The sequence below is a fragment of the Sphingomonas sp. PP-CC-1A-547 genome, from assembly GCF_003610375.1.
Classification (GTDB): domain Bacteria; phylum Pseudomonadota; class Alphaproteobacteria; order Sphingomonadales; family Sphingomonadaceae; genus Sphingomonas.
Genome location: NZ_RAPZ01000016.1, coordinates 1 through 18,935 on the forward strand (window position 1 = coordinate 1; position 18,935 = coordinate 18,935).

Sequence of the window (18,935 nt, forward strand, 5' to 3'; positions counted from 1 at the left end):
AGACGTCCAGACCCACGAAATGCGTCATCGCTCTCACTCCTTCCCTCGATGCACGAGGTCAGGTCGACCCCGATCCAGGCATCGTACGTGAAGGGGCTGCAAATCTCATCTGCTGTCGAAATGCAGCCGCCGCGATACACCATCTTGTGGGTCCTCCCAGCAACTGAGCGGTCGATGACAGCATTATTCAGCGTCAGCGGCTTCCTGACAGGCGCCGCCTTTCAGTTTTCTGTCGGCCTCTCAGCGTCGGGAACCCACCCACACTCTGGCCGACGGCGCATCAACCAAGACCGGTAGGAAAACAACGGCTTGAAGCTACAGCCCAAGTTCCTCCAGCCCCGGATGATCCTCGGGCCGTGGCCCGAGCGGCCAGTGGAACAGTCGCCCCTTTTCGAAAATCGGAACGTCGTTAATGCTCGCCATCCGGCGCGCCATCAGGCCATCGAGCGTGAATTTCCAATTCTCATTGCCGTAGGAGCGATGCCACGCGCCGGCATCGTCATGCCACTCATAGGCGAAGCGCACGGCAATTCGATCGCCGTCATGCGCCCACAGGCCCTTGATAAGCCGATACTCGTGCTCGCGACGCCACTTTGCGGTTAGGAAGGTGACGATAGAATCCCGCCCCCGAAGGAAATCAGACCGGTTTCGCCACTGGCTGTCCTCGGTATAGGCGAGCGCGACCCGCGCTGGATCGCGGCTGTTCCAGCCGTCCTCGGCGGCGCGGACCTTTAGCGACGCAGTCTCATGGGTGAAGGGAGGGAGGGGCAGTCGTGGCATCGAACGGATCCTTTCAGTCAAAGGGCGTGGCAAACTCCAGACGGATCCCGCCCGGAATGAGGATCAGGAAGTGGCGCGCCGTTGATCCGGGACGGATGGCGCCCGGCGCTGCGTCGACCACGACTTCTGGATGCGCCGTCACGGCGGCCCACGCCGCTGCCAGTGCAGCATCGTCGGCGACCGAGAGCGAGAGATGATGGAGACCGATATTGGCGCGCCGGTCAAAGGCGCGGGCCGTCACGGGGTTGGCCGCGCGCCACAAGGTCAGCAGGATTGTGCCGTCCGATACGAAGATAGCAGGATAGTCGGGCACGCCGCCTACTTCATCGAATCCGAGCGTGTCGCAGAAGAAGGCGCGTGCCTGATCGAGGTTGGGCACGGTTAGCCCGACATGGTGGACGCCGCGTGTGAGTTTGCTGGTCATGATGCTGCCCGTTCAAGTTGAGCGATGTGGGCTCGAAGCACCGCAATCTCGTCAATGAGCGGCTGGGAAGTGCGGCGCACTTCCGCCTCGGTGAAACGCGGCGTGATATGCTGTGGGCAGTTCCAGTCGAACCCGACGACATCGATCAGAAAGCCACGCTCCGGCTCGGCCGCGTAGCCGGACGGCATGAGCGCTGCGATGACGGCGGGGTCTTTGCTCACGTGGGCATGGCCGATGATCTTGAGGCGCCGGCGGTTCGGATAGTCCATTAAGAACAGCGCAACCCGGTCGTCGGCCGCAATATGCGCGACGGAGAGATATTGTCGGTTGCCGCGAAAGTCGGCGAACCCGAAACAATTGCCCCCGAGGTGTCGGACGAAGCCGGTTGCCCCGCCGCGATGCTGGACATAGGGCCAGCCATTTTCGGACGTGCTCGCCAGGTAAAAGCTGTCGCGGGCGGCGATGAACGCAAGTTCTTTGGCCGTAATCCGGTCGACCGTCTCCGCGCCGGCTTCCATGCGTGCGTAGGACGCTCGCGACCCCGCTGCTTCTTGCAGCGCGCGAGCGCGTGGTCCGAAAAGGGTGTGGAGATATGCCTGCGCCATGGCCACGAGGATGGCGAGTTGCCCGCGATGTGATAATTCGCAATTACTGATACGGACTATTGCGATACGGGGAATAATGGACCGCTTCGAGAGCCTTTCCGTCTTTGTCGCGGTGGCAGAGCAGCGCGGCTTCGCGGCTGCGGCGCGCGTCCTCAATCTGTCGCCTCCTGCCGTGACCCGTGCGGTCGCGGCGCTGGAGCGGCATCTGGGCGTGACGCTGTTCCACCGCTCGACGCGAGCGGTGTCCCTGACGGACGACGGGGCAAGCCTGCTCGATCGGGCGCGGCGCATACTCGCGGACATTCGCGAGGCGGAGCAGATCGCCATGGGCGGTCGCTCGGTTCCCCGGGGGCAGCTCTACGTAACTGCGCCGGTCATATTCGGGCGGCTGCATGTGTTGCCGGTCATCAGCGCGCTGCTGGCCAGCCACACCGGCCTCAACGCGCGCATGATGCTGCTCGATCGTAATGTCCGCATCGTCGAGGAGGGTGTCGATGTGGCGGTGCGGATCGGGACGCTGGCGGACAGCACGCTGCGCACCGTGACGATCGGTTCGGTCCGTCAGACCATCGTGGCAAGCCCGGGCTATCTTGCCGAACATGGCTTGCCCATCGATCATGGCGATCTGGCCCAGCATCGGTGTATCATGGGTAGCGGTGTGCGCGCCGGCACCCGATGGTCGTTTGGCGCGCGCGGCGAGAGGCTGTTGGAAATCGTCCCCCGCCTGACCGTCAACGGCATCGATGCGATCCTCGCTGCTGCGGAAGCAGGCGTCGGCCTTGCCAATGTACTGAGTTACCAGTCGGCCGCGCATATCGCGAGCGGGCGACTCATTGAGGTTTTGGCCGATCATGCTCCGTCCGCCATGCCGGTAAGCCTGCTCTATGATCCCGGTCGAGCCGCTATGCCCGCGGTCAGGGTGTTCATCGACGCGATGCGGGAACAGGGGCGGCGGGGCGTGTGGTCCTGACCGGGACCGCCGGACAAGCTATTTCGCGGCGAAGGCTCGGCAGATTTCCATTTCAGCATTCCTCCCGGTGAAGGCTCAAACGCAGGCCGGCGGCGTTCCGGCGGCGTTCGCCCATTGATCGCGGCGTCGCCGGCGCCTGAACGAACTGCAAATGTGTGGATGGGCGAGAGCGGTTCGGCAATGTCGCTTTCTGGGTCGGAGCGGTTGAAGGGCAGACGATCCGCACCTAGCCCACCTGGCGCCATTCACTTAATGCGCTGGCGTAGTCATAAGCGGACAATTGTTCATAACCGGATCCGGCGTAGGTATGTCTCTCATCGATCGGTTTGAACTCTCGGTGCCCTTGATCCAGGCGCCGATGGCAGGCGTCGCCACACCTTCGCTGGCGGCAGCGGTATCCGAGGCGGGAGCCTTGGGATCGATCGGAGTAGGCGCGACCGACGCCGCCGGCGCACGGGCGATGATCGAGGAGGTGCGCAGCAGCACGACCCGCGCGTTCAACGTCAACGTCTTCGTCCACGCTGGCCCAAAGGCCGATCTGTCGCGGGAAGCGCAATGGCTGGATTGGCTTGCCCCGCTGTTCGCCGAGTACAGCGCACAACCCCCGACGGCACTCATGACCATCTACAAGAGCTTCGCAGATGATCCCGACATGGTGGCGGTACTGCTCGACCTCGCGCCGCCAGTGGTTAGCTTCCACTTCGGGTTGCCGTCCGCCGACGTGCTCTCGGCGTTGCGAGCGCGTGGTATCTATCTCATGGCGACCGCAACGAGCCTCAACGAAGCACACGCGATCGAGGCCGCCGGGATCGATGCGGTGGTCGCGCAAGGGATCGAGGCTGGCGGGCATCGGGGTGTCTTCGACCCCATCGCGCCTGACGACGCGCTCGGCGTATTCGCGCTGACCCGGCTCCTGGTGCGCAAGAACAACCTACCAATCATCGCTGCTGGCGGGATAATGGACGGCGCCGGCATCGCCGCGGCGCTCGACCTGGGCGCATCGGCAGCGCAACTGGGAACTGCCTTTGTCGCGTGCCCGGAGTCGGCCGCAGACGATGCATACCGGGCGGCCCTCACCGGTGAGGGCGCTTACCACACCGTCCTCACTTCGCTAATTTCTGGTCGACCCGCGCGTGCGCTGGCCAACCGGTTCACGGCTCTGAGTCAGTCGGTTGATGAACGCCGACCGCCTGATTATCCTATCGCCTATGATGCGGGAAAGGCCTTGCACGCGGCTGCCAAGGCGCAAGGCGAGCACGGTTTCGGAGCGCAATGGGCGGGGCAAGGTGCGCCGCTTTCTCGTGCCATGCCGGCAGCAGCCTTGGTCATGGTGCTGCGAGAGGAATTTGAATTGCGACGGATTAGAGGCTCGGTTGAGCGTTGCGACGTTCCTTGATCGGACTGGCCGTTTCCCCACTAGAAGCCGTATAAGCAGACCTTTCAGCGTACTGAAAGCCTCAAATCATGATGAACCAGCGCCCGAAGTTAAGAAGCAAGGTAAGGGGCGCGGGCGTCCTTTTGTTGGTCTCCACGGCCGCTGGTCGCCTGATCGCTGCATGATCACGCTCGTCTGCTCCCAAGGTCTTTCGCATCCTAGAACTCGCTGCTTTAAAAGGCTCAAAGCCTTTCCGTTTCTCCGTGTCCACCAGCCCATGTTGGGAAAGTGTATGCGGGAAAGGGTTTAGGGAAAGCGGTTTACGATGGTGAACGGTCGCGTGGTAAGCACGGGCGGCATACCAGTGAGAGGGCAGTAATGACGGACGCCACAAACGTAATTGCCGTGGACCACACAGGCTTCGCTGTGTCTTCTTTGGACGAAGCCGTTCGGTTCTGGACGGGAGCGCTCGGTTTCACACTTGAGCGGCAATCGGAGATGGGGGGCGACTTCCTGCATCAGGTGACAGGTGTCGATGATCCGAAAGTGAGAACGGCAATCGTCAAGGCACAAGACGGCTACGTGGTCGAACTGTTGGAATATTCAAACGGGCTCCAGAACGGGACGGTGCCCAGCGGCGCGGGATCGATCGGAGCGGCCCACCTGGCTCTGACCGTAAAGGACATTCATGTCGCCATTGCCCGTGTCGAGGCAGCAGGATGGAAGGCGAAAGGTAATCCGCTGCCGATCCCAGGTGGTCCACGGAAGGGAACGTTGGTGGCCTACGTTTCAGGCCCCGATCATATCACGATAGAGCTTATGCAGCCGACAGCCCGTTAATGGGCCGGCAAAAGCTTTGCCGCCTCATCATCCTTTGAAAGCTGGCGAGTCAGCGTGCAGGGCCGAGGCTCAGCACCTTCTCTGCTGCAATACTGAATGGATGGCAGAAGTTGGGGAGCCAGAAAGAGGCCGCGAATGACCGCAAGTGGGTCTAGCCGGAAGCCGGAAGGCAGCGCGTGTTTCGCCAGCCATCGATCATCCATTAGGTGCTTCCCTGTCCCAACTTCGGCAGTTTGTTCTTTTCGCTTCATGATGGCAGACCGTGATCAAGTTCAGCCATTTGAACGGATCAAATTGGTCGATCCCCGTTGTTACCGCATAGCGCACAGTTTGGCGCTGTGTGACATGCGCGTTCGCTGACCGCCAGCAGGCAGGCACCACCGCCAGAACGGCGGATAGCAGGTCCATACTGCCAGCTCGGCAGTTGACAGATAACTCTACTTAGGTTGAGTAGGAGCATGGGCCGTAATCGTCGACCATCGAAGCAAATGCTGATTTTGTTGGAAGCGCTGGCGGCGCATACGCAGCGGTGGCGCCACGGCTACGATCTGATGAAAGAAACGGGGCTCCTGTCGGGAACGCTGTACCCGCTACTGATCCGCATGACCGACCAGGGGCTTGTCGAGGCCGAGTGGCGCGAACCGGAACAACCCGGCCGTCCTGCTCGACATGCGTACCGTTTGACGAATGCTGGAGTGGCATTTGCGCGGACGGCAACATCCGCCAGCCCAATGACCTTCACCAAGGCCGCCTTCGCGTGACAGCAGCTGTGTCGCGGGCTTTGCTGGCATTGGCCAGTCGGTCTCTCGGCTCGGATCGCCGAACGTGGGCGATGGCCATGGAAGCGGAGTTCGAAGCCGCGGTGGAGGATCGGCGTCCATTCCTGTTCGCCCTCGGCTGCCTGTTCGCAGCGTGGCGCGAAATCGGGAAGCACAGCGAAGGGCGACTAATCGTTGCGACCTACGCGCTCGCCTTGGGAGTACTCATCCCGATGGCAGCTATGCAGTTCCAGCAGGCGGTCGGCTTCCTGTCCTCGGCGGAAGGTACGCCTTTCGGCAACCCAAGCGCCAGCGACGGGCCGAACCTCTATTTGATCTGGTCCCAGAACAGCGCGATCCCGGTCTTGCTGATCACGTGGCTTCTGCTCGGCATGGCGCACCTATCTCTTGCATGGATGCTCGTGGAGGGGGACTGGCCGCGCATCGTGAAGTGCGGCACGCTGATTGGAGCGGCAATGATCACGCTGTCGCTATTTATGGGCGTATTGATGCTCGATTTGTCGTCCTTGAGGGCGCAAGTCGCGGAGCTGGCGATCGAATTTGTGGCCGTGGTATCTATTTCGCGGTGGCACGCGCGAGTTCTTGCAGACGCCTCGCGCGATTTGCTTGCTCGGTAGCTTGTAGGAACCCTTCAACAACTCACGCGACTGACTGGGCCTCTGCAGACCTACTTGACTCATAAATCTACATATGTTGTTGTGTGTCTAGCACCAGCGGCGTGAGGCTCAAAGCGGGGGGGGGGACGAAACGCCGAGGCCGTGTACGGGCCGAGAGGAAAGAGCGTCCGACACGCAAAGGGGAAGCGAAGATGAGACGTGTAATTAGCATAGGTGTCGTTGCAACCGGCACTATCTTGCTTGTTGCTTTATTTCTTTATCTTCGTACGCCTGTTGTTGATGCCAGCGCTAACGGCTTGTTCGCAAACGACTTCTGCGGCACGATAAAGCTCGCCGACGGCGAGATGCTGCTGAACGATCGGCAAACCATATCATACATTGTCGGTAGAGATGCAGAAGGACCGTACATCTTGCCACGCTTTGACGTCGGCGCCGTATCCGATCAAGGGCTCGACGTGGACGGAACGCGCTCGGTGCGCAAGCTGCGGCTCGACAGGCTACCTTCAGCGACAAAGCTTACGCTTCATGAGGGTTTGACACCCTATGTCTTTAAAAGGCTGACGTCTGTTAATTCGCATGAATGATCTGGCCCCAACCAACATAGTTTGACTCTTAAATCTACATATGTTTCGATAGCGCGGAGCGAGGGCTGCCGAATGCCACCAGCGGTAGTTCGGCAGCGAACGGTGGAAAGACTTCGGCATGGCATACCGGCCGTGCTGCACAGTGAGGAGGTGGAGCAATGATGAAAGCCATGACTGATATGTTCTGGGGGTCCACCATACGGCTATTAACAGCCCTGCTTTTGCTTCCCGCGACAGGCATCGCGGGCGGCATAGACGCGCAGTCACAGGCAGCTGTCGGCAAACCTTCGCCGAACGGCGTTGGCTTGGCTGTGCCCGGACCGATGGCCGCCGATGTTCGCATTTCATCCGAACCGGATGTTGTTCTGGCGGGAACGCTGTACCTACCGGCAGGCCACGGGAAAGGTCCTTATCCCTTGGCCGTGATGATTCAGGGGAATGGACCCAATAAACGTGGCGGCTTCTCCGAGCTAATCAAGCGACTGTCGGCCGACGGTATAGCTGCTCTGGAATATGACAAGCGCGGGGTTGGGCAGTCGACCGGCACCTATGAGGAGGATCCCGAGCGGCTGACCGCAGACGCTGCCGCCGCTGTTGCGGCGATGCGCCATCGCTCAGATATCGCTGGCGGCCGCATTGCGTTGGTCGGCCATAGCGGGGGCGGTGTAATCGCGCCCGCGGCTGCGGCTGCCGATCCAAACATTGCGGCCGTGGTGACGCTGGCGGGCAATGTTGGCGACGGTCTGCCTTACGTCAGGAAGGGGCTTTACAGGCAGATGATGAAGATGGTTGTCGGCGGCCGTGACACCCTCGTCGGCCCGGCGGCGGATGCGGCTATGACTTTGCTCCAGGCTCGCGTGGACAGCAGAGATGCGACAACGATCTCACGTCTTCGCGCAAACGCTGTCGACCGGTTCGAGGCAGCGGGGTTCCCGCGGGCGCAGGCGGAACAAGCGCTCACGATGATCGACGTTCCAGACGCCTGGAAAGGGAGCAAATTACGCTCGGCCTCGGATCTCAAGGCCCTGCATATACCCGTTCTAGCGGTCTACGGGACCAAGGATACGGTGGTGGATGACGCACCTGCGGCACGTGCCGCTTTGGCGAGCAACCACCTCGCGCGAGTTGTGATGCTGGACGGACTCGGGCACTCGTTCCAGGAAGGCGCAGTCACCGGTGCGCCGGATGAGGCGTCGAAGTTGGGCCCGTACCTCGGATCGCCTCGCCTTGTGGCACTCGTTGGCGACTGGCTTCGAGACACGCTGTTGTCGAAAACTGGCAGGGGGATGGGACAAGTGCGGTAACGTACATTATCGCCGCTCGACGACTAATTAATCCGCTGCTGCTTCTGGGCGCCGGTTCTCAAACTCTAACCGGCGTTTGACGGCGCTAAGTCGCCGTCCGCTCCACATGCACGATCATCGGCCCTGCGCCTGTTCCAACTGCAGAAGCAGGCATTCCTAACTTTTCTACCATAACGACATTCGCGAGCGGATAACTGGGCTTCGAAATCGGTCGTTCTTAAATATGAACCAGCGTCCGAAGTTGTGAAGCGAGGGAAGGGGCCGAGCGTCCGGATGTGGGTCCATGCGGCCGACAGTTGCGGCAAGGTTTGCAATCCACCGACCCGTTAGTCGATTGGCATGCCGCCCCCCAACACCCCCGGCGAGACTATGCTCGCCAGGGGTGAAGGTCGCGATGGAAGCAGAGTGACGATCAGGCGTTTGCGGCAAGCCAGTCGGACCACAGCTTGGCGGCATTCGCCTTCGCGTCGGCACCAAGGAGGTCGGTGACGAAGTCGGCACAATTCGAGCCAAGGATACGCCGCGACGAGGCGATCAGGTGAACGTGGGGCTTGAGCTTTCGGCCTGCGACCTGAGGCACATGCATCGCCGCGACGACCGGCGTATCCCGCTCGGTGGCGAGGCACTGAAGCGCGAAGCCGCGCGCCAGTTCCCAGCCGCGGTGCAGCAGGGCGTGATGCTCGAAGCGCAGCGTGATCAGGATCGCGAGATCCTGCTGGTCGGGCATGCGCTGCGCATCGATCAACCGTGCCAGCACTAGCGGATCATAACACGCGTCAGGCGCATGCGGCGGCAGGATCACGTCGAAGCGGGTGCAGGTCGGCGCCAAGGGCTCGACCATCGGTCGACCGAACTGGACCAGGCGGCGGTGGACGACATCGACCATGCGGTTGGGCCTGCACTTGAAGGTGCACGGGATGATCCCGAAGCTGCCGTCGAGGTCGCCAGCGAATGGTCCCTGGCTGGCATAGTCGCGGGTTGCGGCCGGAACACTTGCGCCGGGTGCGGCAGGAACCGCCGTTCCGGCGTCTGATGCCGCGGGTTTCGCGGCGTTCGTTGCTTTGCGGGGCATCTCAGGCGTCCCGCGCGACACGGCGGAGCATGCGGTCGGCTCGTGCAAATCCCTCGCGACGTTCGGCCTCGCTGAGGCGCGCAGCCTTCGCCCGCACCAGGGTGGTGCCAACCACCCGCCACACCGGCCGACCCGGCTGGTCCGGAAGCAGGGCGCTGTCACCGTCGGCGGCGAGCCACAGCCGATAGCCGCTACGGCGCTTGATCTGCCCGCTGCGACGCGTGACGATGTCGAAGACCGGCCGCGCGAGGCGGCGGTGCGGTACCGACGATGCGATGAGGATATGGCCGCGGCCGTCGCCCAGGGTCTGATGAACCGTCTCGTCGTCGACCGGGATATAGGAGGTCGAGATCGCCAGCTGAACGTGGCCGACGTTCTTGATGATGCTGTAGTGATAGACCGGTTCGGCGTCGCGCTGCTGCACCTGCCGCAACAGGTTATCGTGCGCTGCGCGCGTGTCGCGGACAAGCGAAGGGGCGACGCGCGCGATGGTGTCCGCCGTCTGGTTCGTGGTGTTCATTGATAGGGTGCCTTTTTTTGGAGTTCGTCTCGCTCTCCAGCCTTCATTTCATCCGGCTCTCAGGAGACGTCCTTCCATTCCCAACTCCCCCGGCAGGGGCGGCCCGTCGCCGGTCCTGCGCTACCGGCCTTACCGCCCGTGACGGGCGGCCAGCATCCGCTGGTAGGCGAGATCGGCGTCATTCCGCCCGTCTCGCCTCGTCGCTGTCGTCACGTGTGTGCTGCCGCAGTTGGCGTCATCTCCGTCGTGCTAGCGCGCGGCGGGCGGCGGGCGGCGGGCGGCGGGCGGCGGACGGGTGACGAGGGCAATATTCTCGTCTCGAAGCTGCAAGGTGCACGAGCCAGCCTCAGCATTCGGAACTTATGCCTGTTCGCTACCCTGCCAATCCGGATCGCCGGGGCAAGGCGGTACACCGTGACCCAGTCGAGACTAGGTCACCAAGGCGTCGCAGTGCTGCCCGATCAATCGCGTGGGCGCCTGCTGCCACGCTTGCACGCTTCGTGAACCCGGCTGCGGTCGGGCAGATCGTTCGAGCGACGGCGAACGCGATCCGCGTACCGCCGCCGCCCCGCTGATCGTGCCACCTGACGCCCAGGCTTGCGGAAACGATAAGCGCGACGACGACGAGGATCATCATCCGCCGCATCAGCGGCGGCATAGCGCCGACCGCCTTGCCCCTTGACCGGCGCGTGCGTCGTGGGAGCGTCAGCCACAAGCGATCCAGACGCTGACGTCCCGTTCGGGGGCCGGCGCCGCTTTTGCCGACCATCAGTTCGTTTTCGACGGATAGAGCAAGGCGGCGAGCTCGCTGGCGGAGCGGTAGAGGCCGTCGGCGCGCTCGACGTGCGTTTCATAGGGCGGTACCAGGCACAGCTCGGCACCGCCGTGCCCGAGCCGGATCGCGCCGCCAAAGGCTTCCGGAACCAGCCAGAGCGTGCGATCACGGTGACGGTAGAGGCTGAGGTCATGCATGTCGAAGGGGGCAAGGCCGCCGCCTGCCAGCGTGACATCGGCCGTGACCGGCAGGATGTCACCGGGCGTCAGGCAACACCGCAGCAGGATGACATCGATTGCCGAGTCGCAAGCGAGGTCATGAACCTTGTTCCGGAACATGGGGCCGGTCACGCAGGTGAAGGACAGGATCACGCGGGCTGCCGGCAGGATGACGGTGTCAGCGGGCATCCCTCCGCCTGGCCATGAGGTGATGATCGACAGGTTCTTGAGGAGTTCGGCGGCAACATAATAGTGCAGCGCGCCCGGCGGCGTGTTCGCCGGCTTGAGCAGGGGGATCATAGGTCTGGATTTTCCGGAGCTGAGCGTCGCGAACCGGCTGGTTCGGACAAGCACCTTCGGGTCTGCTTATTTCATCGACCTTCGGGGCTCGACGTGCCCATCTCCCCCCTATCCCAGTTCTTTGCGGCCTTACCGGCGCGGCGCCAGCGCCGGACTATTCGTAACGTCTAAACGATCGCCGTGACGTCGATATCACCCGGTCGGTAAGCTGGGATCATGAAGTAGCCGACCGGCAGGATCATCGGTTCGCGCCATCGCGCGGATCGTCTGCCCGCTCGCTATCGGCCTGGGCGCGTTCGTCCAGCATGTCCTGAATAAAAAAGCGCACGTCTTCGTGCGGATCGGAGGTCAGGTCCGGATCAGCATCGACGGACAGGGCGGGTGGCAAACCCACCCGCAGTCGTGCTCGGTTGATTTCCTGGCGCAAATCATCGAGGTCGATTTCCTCGCCCTCGAGAAAGTCATCCAGTCGCCGCAACTGTGTCAGTTCGTTGGTCGGGGTGGTCACGGTACGCTCCTGTTCACGGCGGCGCCCGCCAGCTTGCGCTTCAATTGCTTGCGCAGCGAGGCGAGGCCCTTTGCATCGACCTTCAACCGCGTCCGCAGATCGGTGCCTTTGGCACCGTCGAGGACGGCGTTCAGCAATGCGACCAGCTTCGGATCGGACCCGATCGTTTCGAAGACTGCGGCGATGGTGCGCCGATAGTGCAGCGCATCATGGCCGACCTGCTCGGGGGATGGGGCGGCCGATGCCATCGACAGCATATCGATGCCGACTTCGCGAGGGCCGTCGCGGTCCGCCTCGCGTTCCTGCGATGTCAGGCTGCGCATGATACCAATCAGGAAATTGACGATATCATAGCTTCGCCGGCACCGGCGGCGGCCGTCGAGCGAGCGAACGAACGCTTCCTGCCGCAGGTCGGCGGCAAGGATGCGGTGTCCCTGCGCAAGATAATGGGACGACCGCAACAGCCGTCTCCAGTCCGGTTCGGTCAGGGCGTCCAGCATCTGGCTGACCTCGGCGACGCAGTAGAAGTCGTCGCGGTCGTGAACCACAGGCGGTGTCGGTGCGATGGCTGAGATGATAGCCTTCCTCACTCTATAAAGCGGACGGATCGACCTTTTCGGACACGCAGATGAAAATTTCATGTCCGGTGTCCGAATTTGCCATGTCCTGCGCTTTATAGAATGAAGGCCCCCTTTTGGCTCGTCGCCGGTCGTACCGTCAGATCGACTGAGCTGTGCCGTAGCAGGCTGCATGCGCGTAGGTGTTGATCTCGGCGCGACCAACGACGCTCACCCCTCTCGCCACCAGTTTGGCGAGCCGTGCGCTCGCTCGTGCGATGCCGTCCTCGGCGTCGGCCGGTTTGCGGTCGATATGCAGCAACTCGCCGGGCGACAGGCGGAAGAGCCCGCGGACATGGGCCTGCGGCAGGATCATCGCCCGCGCGCCAGCCTTCGGCAGGTACAGGCGGCAGTCCGTCTGGCCCAGACAGATGCCGTCCCGCGCAACGACGATCGAGATGTTGGTCAGGCCGTAGCCTTCGGCCGTGTCGCCAAAATGCAGGTAGACCAGATCGTGGCCGCTGACGTTCGCCTGGTGGGCGAGGGCGAGGCGCCCTTCGATCCCGAGCGCATCGCCGGCGATGATCGCGGCGCCGGGCTTCATGGTGCGGTTGCAGAGCAACATCTGCGTGACGGCGGCGACGTGACGACGGACGGTTTCGATTTTGTGGATGCTCATAGCCTGTTCCTGATTTTCATCCCCGGTTCGGGGACCATACTCCCTCTCGACCATGGCCCCCGGCAGGCTGGGGGGAACCGCGCGGGTTCCCGCCGTCACGCGGCATGCGTCCGCCGATAGTGCTTATGATGCTGGTATGCCGCCTGCGAACTCTTGACCGATCCGGCAGGCGGCTTGGTCAGCGTTGGCTCCACACGGCCGCGATATAGGCATCGCCGCGCGCCAGTCCGGACGCGAAGTTGCGACCGGCACCGGCACCGGCACCGGCACCGGCACCGGTAGCGGGCAGACGGGCAGGGACCATGGGACGCAGGCGGCTGCCGGTCAGGCGGAACACGGCGTCACTTTCCTCGGGCTCGTCCGGATCGGGGACCAGCCACGCTTCGTTGCGGCTCGACAGCCACAGCCGGCGGGCATGGTGCCACAGGGTGCCGTGGCGCTGCCATTCGCCAACCGCGCAGTACAACGTGTTGTTACCTTCGCTCGACGCTTTCACGACCAGCGCGTCGCACCGCGCGATGCGGGTACCGCGCTCGACCGTATCGAGATCGCCGCGCGACGGTTCGATCGAGGGTACCAGCAGCAGCTCGGCCGTGGCGATGTGGAGATAGTTCCGAAACGGCATCGGCAGGATCGGCACCGAGCGGTCGATCTGCCAGCCGGCAAGATCGGCGATGGCCAGCGCGCCGGACAGGGCGCGCGCCCGGGCAAGCTCGCGCTCGCGCGTTACGATATACATAGCAGTTCCTCATTGCGCGGAAGTGGCGGACTGCTCGCAAACCCCGCACCATCATTTCGCCTTCACGGCACAGCCGCCAGGCACCTTCCAAACCATCTCCGGCCGGGCAGGCCGCGCTATCTTCGCCTTCCTCAACGAAGGCGCGCCCGCATTAAGGCGGCGCAAGCCCCGGACCTTGGGCGCTTGATCAACGCAGGCGGTTAGCTGTTTCCGGGCTGTTCCGCCGCCGGAAGCGGCGTCAACTACCGTTCCTGCGGCCCCTTGCCACGCTGATCGAAAACCACCTGCTTCGAGGGGCCTTTTGCTTTTCCGTCGCCCGGGAATGGCGCAAGCGTTTGCGCTTGCTTTTCGATAGTGCTGACGTCGCCAATATGCCTCGGCCGGTTTGGCTTCGCCGTCGTCACGTCAGCAACTGACCCGGCGTGATGGGTTTCAAGCAAATCCCGCGGGGTGATACCGGCGTTTGCCTCTGGAACCATGGCTCTCGCGGCCCGTAACGTCGGGGCATTGGCGAGGCGCTTGGCGCTGCGCAGACCGACGGCCGCTCGCATCTGTGCAGGCGGTCCGGAAGGGAAGACATCCTGATGTCGCGCCGCCATCGCCGCCCAGGCCTTTCGGGCCACCGATGAAATGACGTGCGGCGGCAAAACAGGTCGCTCGCGCTCTTGCTTGGCATGCAGTTCGCGCAACCGGCTTTGCAGTTCCTTGTCGTAACCAAGACGCATTAATGCCAGCCGTTCCGGATCTGAAAGGCCTGTCAGGTCGATCGCGTATCGACCGCCATCGAAGGTGATCGCCGCCCTTTTCCTGAATAAATGTGCCCATGCCTCTTTCAGAGACGCTTCATTACGGCTGCGCCCAGCTTCAGCCAGAATCTTTCGACGGGCGATCTTCGCTTCTTCGCGCGCCGTAGTAATCTCGACCGCCGGCCGATCTGGCAGATGGGGGCCGGGCGAGGGCGGCACGTCGTTTACAGAGCTCTCGTCAGCTAACCATATCGGCGCCTGTCCCGTTGACGATATCGTCCCCTCAAGTGTCGGTTCCGGGACGAACGGTTGAACCCTCCATTCTACGACCGGGATCATAATCGGAGACGCTGTCGTCGAGATTGTCTCGACCGGCTGCTTTTTACGGACCCTTTTCGCAATATCAGCCTGACGGCGCACACGCTCGCGCAAGAGTAACTGTTGAACAGGACGGCTACCGGCAAATTGGCGCATCAGTGTGTCGATTGCCAGCGGCGCCGACCGACCCAATCGTATCTCGTCACCCTCAATCAATATGAGAGCCGGGTCGCTCGCGTGCTTTTCAAGCCAGGCGCTCAGGCGGTTGCGTTTCTGGTCGTCGTACCGCGACGGCGCGGTGGCAGGAGGTGCTTGTGCGCGATCCCGTGCCCGGTACTCTATCACAGGCTCATGGGCCCCATTCTGCGGCGACTGCCCTGTAGCTGCCTGAACGATGTTCCACTCGGCGTTGGCACGCGTCTGCGTTCTGGCCAGTTCACGGCGTTCGGCATCACGCTCCGCTTGTGACGGGCTATGACGTTCGACCTCGGCGAGATGATCTCGCGCCGCGGCGAGCAGATCGGCGTCACCGGCTTTCGCCTTGATCGAGCGACCGGGTTCGGTAGTCAGCGCGCGGATCACGGCGTCGGCCCGCGACCTGGCCATGGCAACGACGACGTCAGCAAGTTCAGCCTGCAACCGCCGTCGGATGAGCCGACGTTCCAGCGCCTCGTAAGCTTCGAGCGCAGTGAGCGCGTCGCGGTTTTGTGCCAGTATCGATCGGGTCAACGCGAGTTCATGGCTCAACGCCGCTTCGGCGGCGGTCGCCCGCGCCTCGCAAGCAGCGGCCTCGTCGGCGACGATCTTGCGCGCGTTGCGCGATCCGACTTCGGTGACGATCCCGCGGCGCTCCAGCCCGGCGGCTCGGTTGCCCATATGCTCAAGCGGCGTCAGCGCGACGTTGTTGTCGGCATAGGTACCGTGCAGATAACGAACGATGTCGGGCTGATCACCGACCACCTCGTTGACGATCGTAATGAAGCGGTGACGCATCATGGCCGCGATGTTCGGCTTTCCCGAGCTGTCCGTGCCGATGGCCGCATCGTACCGCACCTTGTTCTGGGCGAAGGGCCGGACGAGCTTTCCGTTGCGGCGCTCGGTATAGTCGAAATCCCACTGACCTTCCTTGTCCAGCCACCGCGCTGGCCGGTCATACCCATCGACATGGATGTGGAAGTTGCGGCGGTCGTTATGCTGATCGGGTTGGTGGATCGCGCCGACCACCATCCAGCCGTCGGCATCGAGCGTGCCGCAGAACCGCGTCAGGATCTCGTGACGATCCCTTGCCGACAGGCCGTCAGGCAGTTCGCCGACGAAGCGATGCTGTACGCGGCCAGTGCGGCCCTGTTTCCATCTAAACAAGCCCGGGATGGCGGGAAATTCGTCGAGCCAGGCAAGGCGTTCATAGGCCTCCTGTTCCGTCACGTCGGCAACCGCGACTTCGCAATGCCTGAACGTCTTGGGCGCTTTGGCTGCCTTGCGTTCCAGTTCGTCACGCTTCTCGCGCAGGCGTCTGGTCATCGCACGCAGCCAACCCGGTGCCCTGCCCATTCGCTCGAACATTACGAAGCCCTCGACACTCGCTGTCGACGCCATCAGCTGATGCGTTCGGGGCGAGGACTCGTAACGTTCTGCCGCTTCGAACAGGCTGCGCTGGCGTGTCAGGCCACCGGGTATGTTGCTGAAGATGGCGAGCCGGTTCTTCTCGTTTCGCAAATCCTGCTCGTCAAGCATGTCGAGCACGAGATCGTCCGCGGGGTCCTGCAGTCCGGTCTCGCGGCGGATATAGTCGATATGCGTGCCGATGCCGATCTTCGCGCCGTTGGTGACATAGTCGAAATGCGCAGCCGCCGTCATCGCCGCACCTTCGTGACCGCGACGGACGTGACCACCGGCGCTCGTTGGCGCGTAGGTCCGGGTGATCGGTTTCATGTCGAAGTGCGGCACCCGGAAGCCGCCGGACTGGCGATCGCGGCCGGTCAGCGGACTGGCGGTGAACAAGTCGACCACGCGCTCGTGGGCCTGTGCCTTGCCACCCCGCCTGGTTGGACTGGCGGTCTGCCCGTCTGCGCCCTGAACCTGGAAGCGCGCGCGGCCTAACGTCGCGCCGATCGCATCGCGGTCGTCCTTCTGCTGCCGACGCAGAAGCGCCTGCACATGATGGGCGAATACCGCGCGTTCCTCGCCATTGATATCCGGGTCCGCCATGGTAAACATTGTCCCGGACCGGCCTCAAAAGGGCAATACCCCCGACGAACAGTCGTCTTCGCCTTCCGGAATGCCGTCAGGCTGGAGGACACCGCCGGCAGCCCGAATTGAGGGCTTCGGCGGCGCACGGCAGATTGGGACCCGCCAATCTGCATTGTTGCGCCTGAACCTTCTACCCTGCGGACTTCTCCTTCTCGCCCGGGCTCTTTCTGGCTTTCCTGCTTTCCTCTTTCATGGTCGCGAAGCGGCCGTCCCCCTGTTTTCGAGCGGTTCGCCAAGGCTTCACGATCCGCAGATGAGCGACCCGTGCAGGCGGCTCGTCGTACCTGCGCGGCTGACGATCAGCAGCGCGCCGGTGGTGACGGTCTCGTAGCCCATTGCCTTGATGCGGGCGCTATCGACGACCCGGATCGTCAGGTCGCCGGACTGCCAGGCATCGTAGGTGAACGGGAATAGATCCCGTGCGCCTTGGCGCGGTTTGAGGATGACGACGCGACCGTTGACCCTGGTCATCGCCTTGCCGCCGGCTGCGACGAAGTGGATCGGACCGCCTTGGCGCGGCGACCAGTAGCAGCCGGTCCCGTCAAGGCCGGCAGCGCGCCAGTCGGTCATCGTGGTCGCCTGCAGCGCTACCGGCCGACGTGCCGCGTTCAGGCCGGCACCGGTAGTCGGCAGCGCCACTGGCCGAGGTGCAGCGTTCGCGCCAGCACCGGTAATGCGCTCCGCCTCCAGCCGAGGTGCAGCGTCCGCGGTAGCGACGACCGCTGGCACCGCCAGGCATGCCGCGATGATCCGCCGCGCCAACCGACCGCTCATGTGCCTACCGCGATGAAGCTGCGGTCACCCATGATCCGGTGCGACCGGGCGACCTGCGCGCCGAGCGCCCGCTGCACCAGCCAGAACAGCGCGGCGGTCGCCGCCTGCGGCCACTCCGTGCTCAGCCACCTGTCGATACGGAAGCCGGCTGCGGCGAGGCCGATGATGAAGGCGAGACCCGCCCACCACATCGAGAGCCGCGCAGAGAGGTACACGCCGTCGACGATCCACAGCCGCAACCGCGACGCCGCCGGATGCCAGATCGCCCAACCGAACATGCCGAGCGGTGCCGCGGCCGCAGCGCCGTACGCCAGCCCGGGATCGAGGTTCGCCGCCACCGGGCGGTAGGCGAGGAACCCGACCCCACCCAGCAGCAGCGCGGCACCGGCCGCGCGGAACACCCCGATCCGGCCGAGCACGTCGCCCAGGATCATACCGAAGAGGTAGGCCATCCGCCGTTCTCCTCAGAACGACTTGCCGACGCTGCCGACCCTGGCGGTCACCGCCCGGTCGATCACCGCGCGCGCCTCGCTGGCCGCGGCAGCGGCGGGCATCAACGTCAGGTGCATGCCCGTGCTGTCCACCTCGAGCGACAGGGTTTCACCGTCCTTGCCGCGGGGCGCGATCAATACGGCCTGACGGGGCCCATAGATCGACGGACCGTAGCGCCCGATCACCTCGGTGCGGATCTGGGCGTAGGTACGGCCCGCTTGCGGTGCGCGGTACTGGACCAGCCCGACCCGACCGCCATCCGGTGTCGGGTCGATGTTGAACGAGAGGGTCTCTTCGCCCTTGGTGGCGCTGTAGCTGTAGACGCCGGTCCGTTTCGAGGTGGCGGGCAGTTTCTGCAGGCGTTGCGCGACCGCCTGCTCGACCGTTTCCGCCCAGCTGTCGCCGGGATTGGCGCGAACCGCCCAGCCGCCCTGCTTGACGAGCGCCAGCGCGTCGGTGGTCTTCATGCCCGGGCGGATGCCGGCGATGTCGAGCGGCTTTGTCGTGGCCGCAGCCGTCTTCGCCTGCGCATCCTCGCTCGCCACGGTCGCAGAGCCGCATGCCGCGAGCAGCATCATCGTGGGAATCGCCATCGTCCTGATCATCTTGCATTGTCCTTTGTTGCTGACGCGCGACATCGTTCGCCGGGAAGCCGTCCCGGCGTCGCAGGTCCTGGTCGTGATCGGCTTGGCCGTGCTCGGCGCAGGCG

22 protein-coding genes are annotated in these 18,935 nt (G+C 63.6%); 8 read left to right on the plus strand and 14 right to left on the minus strand.

Annotated elements, in window-relative coordinates; all coding sequences use genetic code 11:
• Positions 1 to 315 precede the first annotated feature (315 nt).
• Genes C8J39_RS17380 through C8J39_RS17390 form a run of 3 tightly spaced genes read right to left on the minus strand, consistent with a single transcriptional unit; the run spans position 316 to position 1,809 of the window.
• Positions 316 to 780, minus strand: a complete 465-nt coding sequence (locus C8J39_RS17380; RefSeq protein ID WP_120301601.1) for a nuclear transport factor 2 family protein — start codon at positions 778 to 780, stop codon at positions 316 to 318.
• A 13-nt stretch (positions 781 to 793) separates the two neighbouring features.
• Positions 794 to 1,204, minus strand: coding sequence for a VOC family protein (locus C8J39_RS17385; protein WP_120301602.1), 411 nt, complete (start codon positions 1,202 to 1,204; stop codon positions 794 to 796).
• On the minus strand, positions 1,201 to 1,809 hold the full coding sequence (locus C8J39_RS17390; RefSeq protein WP_056409489.1) for a pyridoxamine 5'-phosphate oxidase family protein: 609 nt from the start codon (positions 1,807 to 1,809) through the stop codon (positions 1,201 to 1,203). The genes C8J39_RS17385 and C8J39_RS17390 overlap by 4 nt, the downstream gene beginning before the upstream one ends.
• A 76-nt stretch (positions 1,810 to 1,885) precedes the next feature.
• Here C8J39_RS17390 and C8J39_RS17395 point away from each other — a divergent pair, with 76 nt between their 5' ends.
• From C8J39_RS17395 to C8J39_RS17425, 7 genes are all read left to right on the plus strand, one after another.
• A complete protein-coding gene (locus tag C8J39_RS17395) occupies positions 1,886 to 2,779 on the plus strand; it encodes a LysR family transcriptional regulator (protein ID WP_056025076.1) in 894 nt (297 codons plus the stop codon).
• 307 nt (positions 2,780 to 3,086) lie between these two features.
• Positions 3,087 to 4,175, plus strand: coding sequence for a nitronate monooxygenase family protein (locus tag C8J39_RS17400; RefSeq protein WP_120301603.1), 1,089 nt, complete (start codon positions 3,087 to 3,089; stop codon positions 4,173 to 4,175).
• A 357-nt stretch (positions 4,176 to 4,532) separates the two neighbouring features.
• Positions 4,533 to 4,994, plus strand: coding sequence for a VOC family protein (locus tag C8J39_RS17405; RefSeq protein WP_082441320.1), 462 nt, complete (start codon positions 4,533 to 4,535; stop codon positions 4,992 to 4,994).
• 488 nt (positions 4,995 to 5,482) lie between these two features.
• Positions 5,483 to 5,755, plus strand: coding sequence for a PadR family transcriptional regulator (locus C8J39_RS17410; RefSeq protein ID WP_120301604.1), 273 nt, complete (start codon positions 5,483 to 5,485; stop codon positions 5,753 to 5,755).
• Between the two features lie 71 nt (positions 5,756 to 5,826).
• On the plus strand, positions 5,827 to 6,390 hold the full coding sequence (locus C8J39_RS17415) for a hypothetical protein (protein ID WP_120301605.1): 564 nt from the start codon (positions 5,827 to 5,829) through the stop codon (positions 6,388 to 6,390).
• Between the two features lie 191 nt (positions 6,391 to 6,581).
• Positions 6,582 to 6,974, plus strand: a complete 393-nt coding sequence (locus tag C8J39_RS17420; RefSeq protein ID WP_132833920.1) for a hypothetical protein — start codon at positions 6,582 to 6,584, stop codon at positions 6,972 to 6,974.
• Positions 6,975 to 7,132: 158 nt separating this feature from the next.
• Complete coding sequence (locus C8J39_RS17425; RefSeq protein ID WP_120301607.1) at positions 7,133 to 8,278, plus strand: alpha/beta fold hydrolase; 1,146 nt, start codon at positions 7,133 to 7,135, stop codon at positions 8,276 to 8,278.
• Positions 8,279 to 8,690: 412 nt separating this feature from the next.
• Here the strand turns inward: C8J39_RS17425 and C8J39_RS17430 are convergent, their stop codons facing one another.
• Together C8J39_RS17430 and C8J39_RS17435 are read right to left on the minus strand one after the other, a co-directional pair.
• Positions 8,691 to 9,350 (minus strand): hypothetical protein, encoded by a 660-nt coding sequence (locus tag C8J39_RS17430; protein ID WP_132833921.1) that lies wholly within the window; start codon positions 9,348 to 9,350, stop codon positions 8,691 to 8,693.
• Position 9,351: 1 nt separating this feature from the next.
• Positions 9,352 to 9,870, minus strand: coding sequence for a hypothetical protein (locus tag C8J39_RS17435; protein WP_120301609.1), 519 nt, complete (start codon positions 9,868 to 9,870; stop codon positions 9,352 to 9,354).
• Positions 9,871 to 10,008: 138 nt separating this feature from the next.
• Here C8J39_RS17435 and C8J39_RS18885 point away from each other — a divergent pair, with 138 nt between their 5' ends.
• The gene (locus C8J39_RS18885; RefSeq protein ID WP_132833922.1) at positions 10,009 to 10,374 is read left to right on the plus strand and encodes a hypothetical protein; all 366 of its coding nucleotides are present in this window, start codon (positions 10,009 to 10,011) and stop codon (positions 10,372 to 10,374) included.
• Between the two features lie 264 nt (positions 10,375 to 10,638).
• On the opposite strand, the gene C8J39_RS17440 is transcribed toward C8J39_RS18885, so the two are convergent.
• From C8J39_RS17440 to C8J39_RS17480, 9 genes are all read right to left on the minus strand, one after another.
• Positions 10,639 to 11,163, minus strand: a complete 525-nt coding sequence (locus C8J39_RS17440) for a hypothetical protein (protein ID WP_183038031.1) — start codon at positions 11,161 to 11,163, stop codon at positions 10,639 to 10,641.
• A 238-nt stretch (positions 11,164 to 11,401) separates the two neighbouring features.
• Positions 11,402 to 11,671, minus strand: coding sequence for a hypothetical protein (locus C8J39_RS17445; RefSeq protein WP_120301610.1), 270 nt, complete (start codon positions 11,669 to 11,671; stop codon positions 11,402 to 11,404).
• Entirely contained in the window at positions 11,668 to 12,261 is a 594-nt protein-coding gene (locus C8J39_RS17450) for a hypothetical protein (protein ID WP_147420685.1), read from the minus strand. Before C8J39_RS17450 ends, C8J39_RS17445 begins: the two co-directional genes overlap by 4 nt.
• Before the next feature lie 127 nt (positions 12,262 to 12,388).
• The gene (locus C8J39_RS17455) at positions 12,389 to 12,907 is read right to left on the minus strand and encodes a hypothetical protein (RefSeq protein WP_120301612.1); all 519 of its coding nucleotides are present in this window, start codon (positions 12,905 to 12,907) and stop codon (positions 12,389 to 12,391) included.
• A gap of 178 nt (positions 12,908 to 13,085) precedes the next feature.
• Positions 13,086 to 13,646 (minus strand): hypothetical protein, encoded by a 561-nt coding sequence (locus C8J39_RS17460; protein WP_120301613.1) that lies wholly within the window; start codon positions 13,644 to 13,646, stop codon positions 13,086 to 13,088.
• A 242-nt stretch (positions 13,647 to 13,888) separates the two neighbouring features.
• The gene (locus C8J39_RS17465) at positions 13,889 to 16,918 is read right to left on the minus strand and encodes a MobA/MobL family protein (RefSeq protein ID WP_165895360.1); all 3,030 of its coding nucleotides are present in this window, start codon (positions 16,916 to 16,918) and stop codon (positions 13,889 to 13,891) included.
• Between the two features lie 282 nt (positions 16,919 to 17,200).
• Positions 17,201 to 17,734: a hypothetical protein gene (locus tag C8J39_RS17470; RefSeq protein ID WP_120301615.1), complete on the minus strand. Its 534-nt coding sequence runs from the start codon at positions 17,732 to 17,734 to the stop codon at positions 17,201 to 17,203.
• The gene (locus C8J39_RS17475; RefSeq protein WP_120301616.1) at positions 17,731 to 18,186 is read right to left on the minus strand and encodes a hypothetical protein; all 456 of its coding nucleotides are present in this window, start codon (positions 18,184 to 18,186) and stop codon (positions 17,731 to 17,733) included. Before C8J39_RS17475 ends, C8J39_RS17470 begins: the two co-directional genes overlap by 4 nt.
• Before the next feature lie 12 nt (positions 18,187 to 18,198).
• The gene (locus C8J39_RS17480) at positions 18,199 to 18,831 is read right to left on the minus strand and encodes a hypothetical protein (protein WP_132833924.1); all 633 of its coding nucleotides are present in this window, start codon (positions 18,829 to 18,831) and stop codon (positions 18,199 to 18,201) included.
• Positions 18,832 to 18,935: the final 104 nt, after the last annotated feature.

What these genes read in the sequence shown, in the direction of transcription:
- C8J39_RS17380 (WP_120301601.1), bottom strand. Translation starts at nt 780, where the DNA reads ATGCCACGACTGCCCCTCCCTCCCTTCACCCATGAGACTGCGTCGCTA.
- C8J39_RS17385 (WP_120301602.1), bottom strand. Translation starts at nt 1,204, where the DNA reads ATGACCAGCAAACTCACACGCGGCGTCCACCATGTCGGGCTAACCGTG.
- C8J39_RS17390 (WP_056409489.1), bottom strand. Translation starts at nt 1,809, where the DNA reads ATGGCGCAGGCATATCTCCACACCCTTTTCGGACCACGCGCTCGCGCG.
- C8J39_RS17395 (WP_056025076.1), top strand. Translation starts at nt 1,886, where the DNA reads ATGGACCGCTTCGAGAGCCTTTCCGTCTTTGTCGCGGTGGCAGAGCAG.
- C8J39_RS17400 (WP_120301603.1), top strand. Translation starts at nt 3,087, where the DNA reads ATGTCTCTCATCGATCGGTTTGAACTCTCGGTGCCCTTGATCCAGGCG.
- C8J39_RS17405 (WP_082441320.1), top strand. Translation starts at nt 4,533, where the DNA reads ATGACGGACGCCACAAACGTAATTGCCGTGGACCACACAGGCTTCGCT.
- C8J39_RS17410 (WP_120301604.1), top strand. Translation starts at nt 5,483, where the DNA reads ATGCTGATTTTGTTGGAAGCGCTGGCGGCGCATACGCAGCGGTGGCGC.
- C8J39_RS17415 (WP_120301605.1), top strand. Translation starts at nt 5,827, where the DNA reads ATGGCCATGGAAGCGGAGTTCGAAGCCGCGGTGGAGGATCGGCGTCCA.
- C8J39_RS17420 (WP_132833920.1), top strand. Translation starts at nt 6,582, where the DNA reads ATGAGACGTGTAATTAGCATAGGTGTCGTTGCAACCGGCACTATCTTG.
- C8J39_RS17425 (WP_120301607.1), top strand. Translation starts at nt 7,133, where the DNA reads ATGATGAAAGCCATGACTGATATGTTCTGGGGGTCCACCATACGGCTA.
- C8J39_RS17430 (WP_132833921.1), bottom strand. Translation starts at nt 9,350, where the DNA reads ATGCCCCGCAAAGCAACGAACGCCGCGAAACCCGCGGCATCAGACGCC.
- C8J39_RS17435 (WP_120301609.1), bottom strand. Translation starts at nt 9,870, where the DNA reads ATGAACACCACGAACCAGACGGCGGACACCATCGCGCGCGTCGCCCCT.
- C8J39_RS17440 (WP_183038031.1), bottom strand. Translation starts at nt 11,163, where the DNA reads ATGATCCCCCTGCTCAAGCCGGCGAACACGCCGCCGGGCGCGCTGCAC.
- C8J39_RS17455 (WP_120301612.1), bottom strand. Translation starts at nt 12,907, where the DNA reads ATGAGCATCCACAAAATCGAAACCGTCCGTCGTCACGTCGCCGCCGTC.
- C8J39_RS17460 (WP_120301613.1), bottom strand. Translation starts at nt 13,646, where the DNA reads ATGTATATCGTAACGCGCGAGCGCGAGCTTGCCCGGGCGCGCGCCCTG.
- C8J39_RS17465 (WP_165895360.1), bottom strand. Translation starts at nt 16,918, where the DNA reads ATGGCGGACCCGGATATCAATGGCGAGGAACGCGCGGTATTCGCCCAT.
- C8J39_RS17470 (WP_120301615.1), bottom strand. Translation starts at nt 17,734, where the DNA reads ATGAGCGGTCGGTTGGCGCGGCGGATCATCGCGGCATGCCTGGCGGTG.
- C8J39_RS17475 (WP_120301616.1), bottom strand. Translation starts at nt 18,186, where the DNA reads ATGGCCTACCTCTTCGGTATGATCCTGGGCGACGTGCTCGGCCGGATC.
- C8J39_RS17480 (WP_132833924.1), bottom strand. Translation starts at nt 18,831, where the DNA reads ATGATCAGGACGATGGCGATTCCCACGATGATGCTGCTCGCGGCATGC.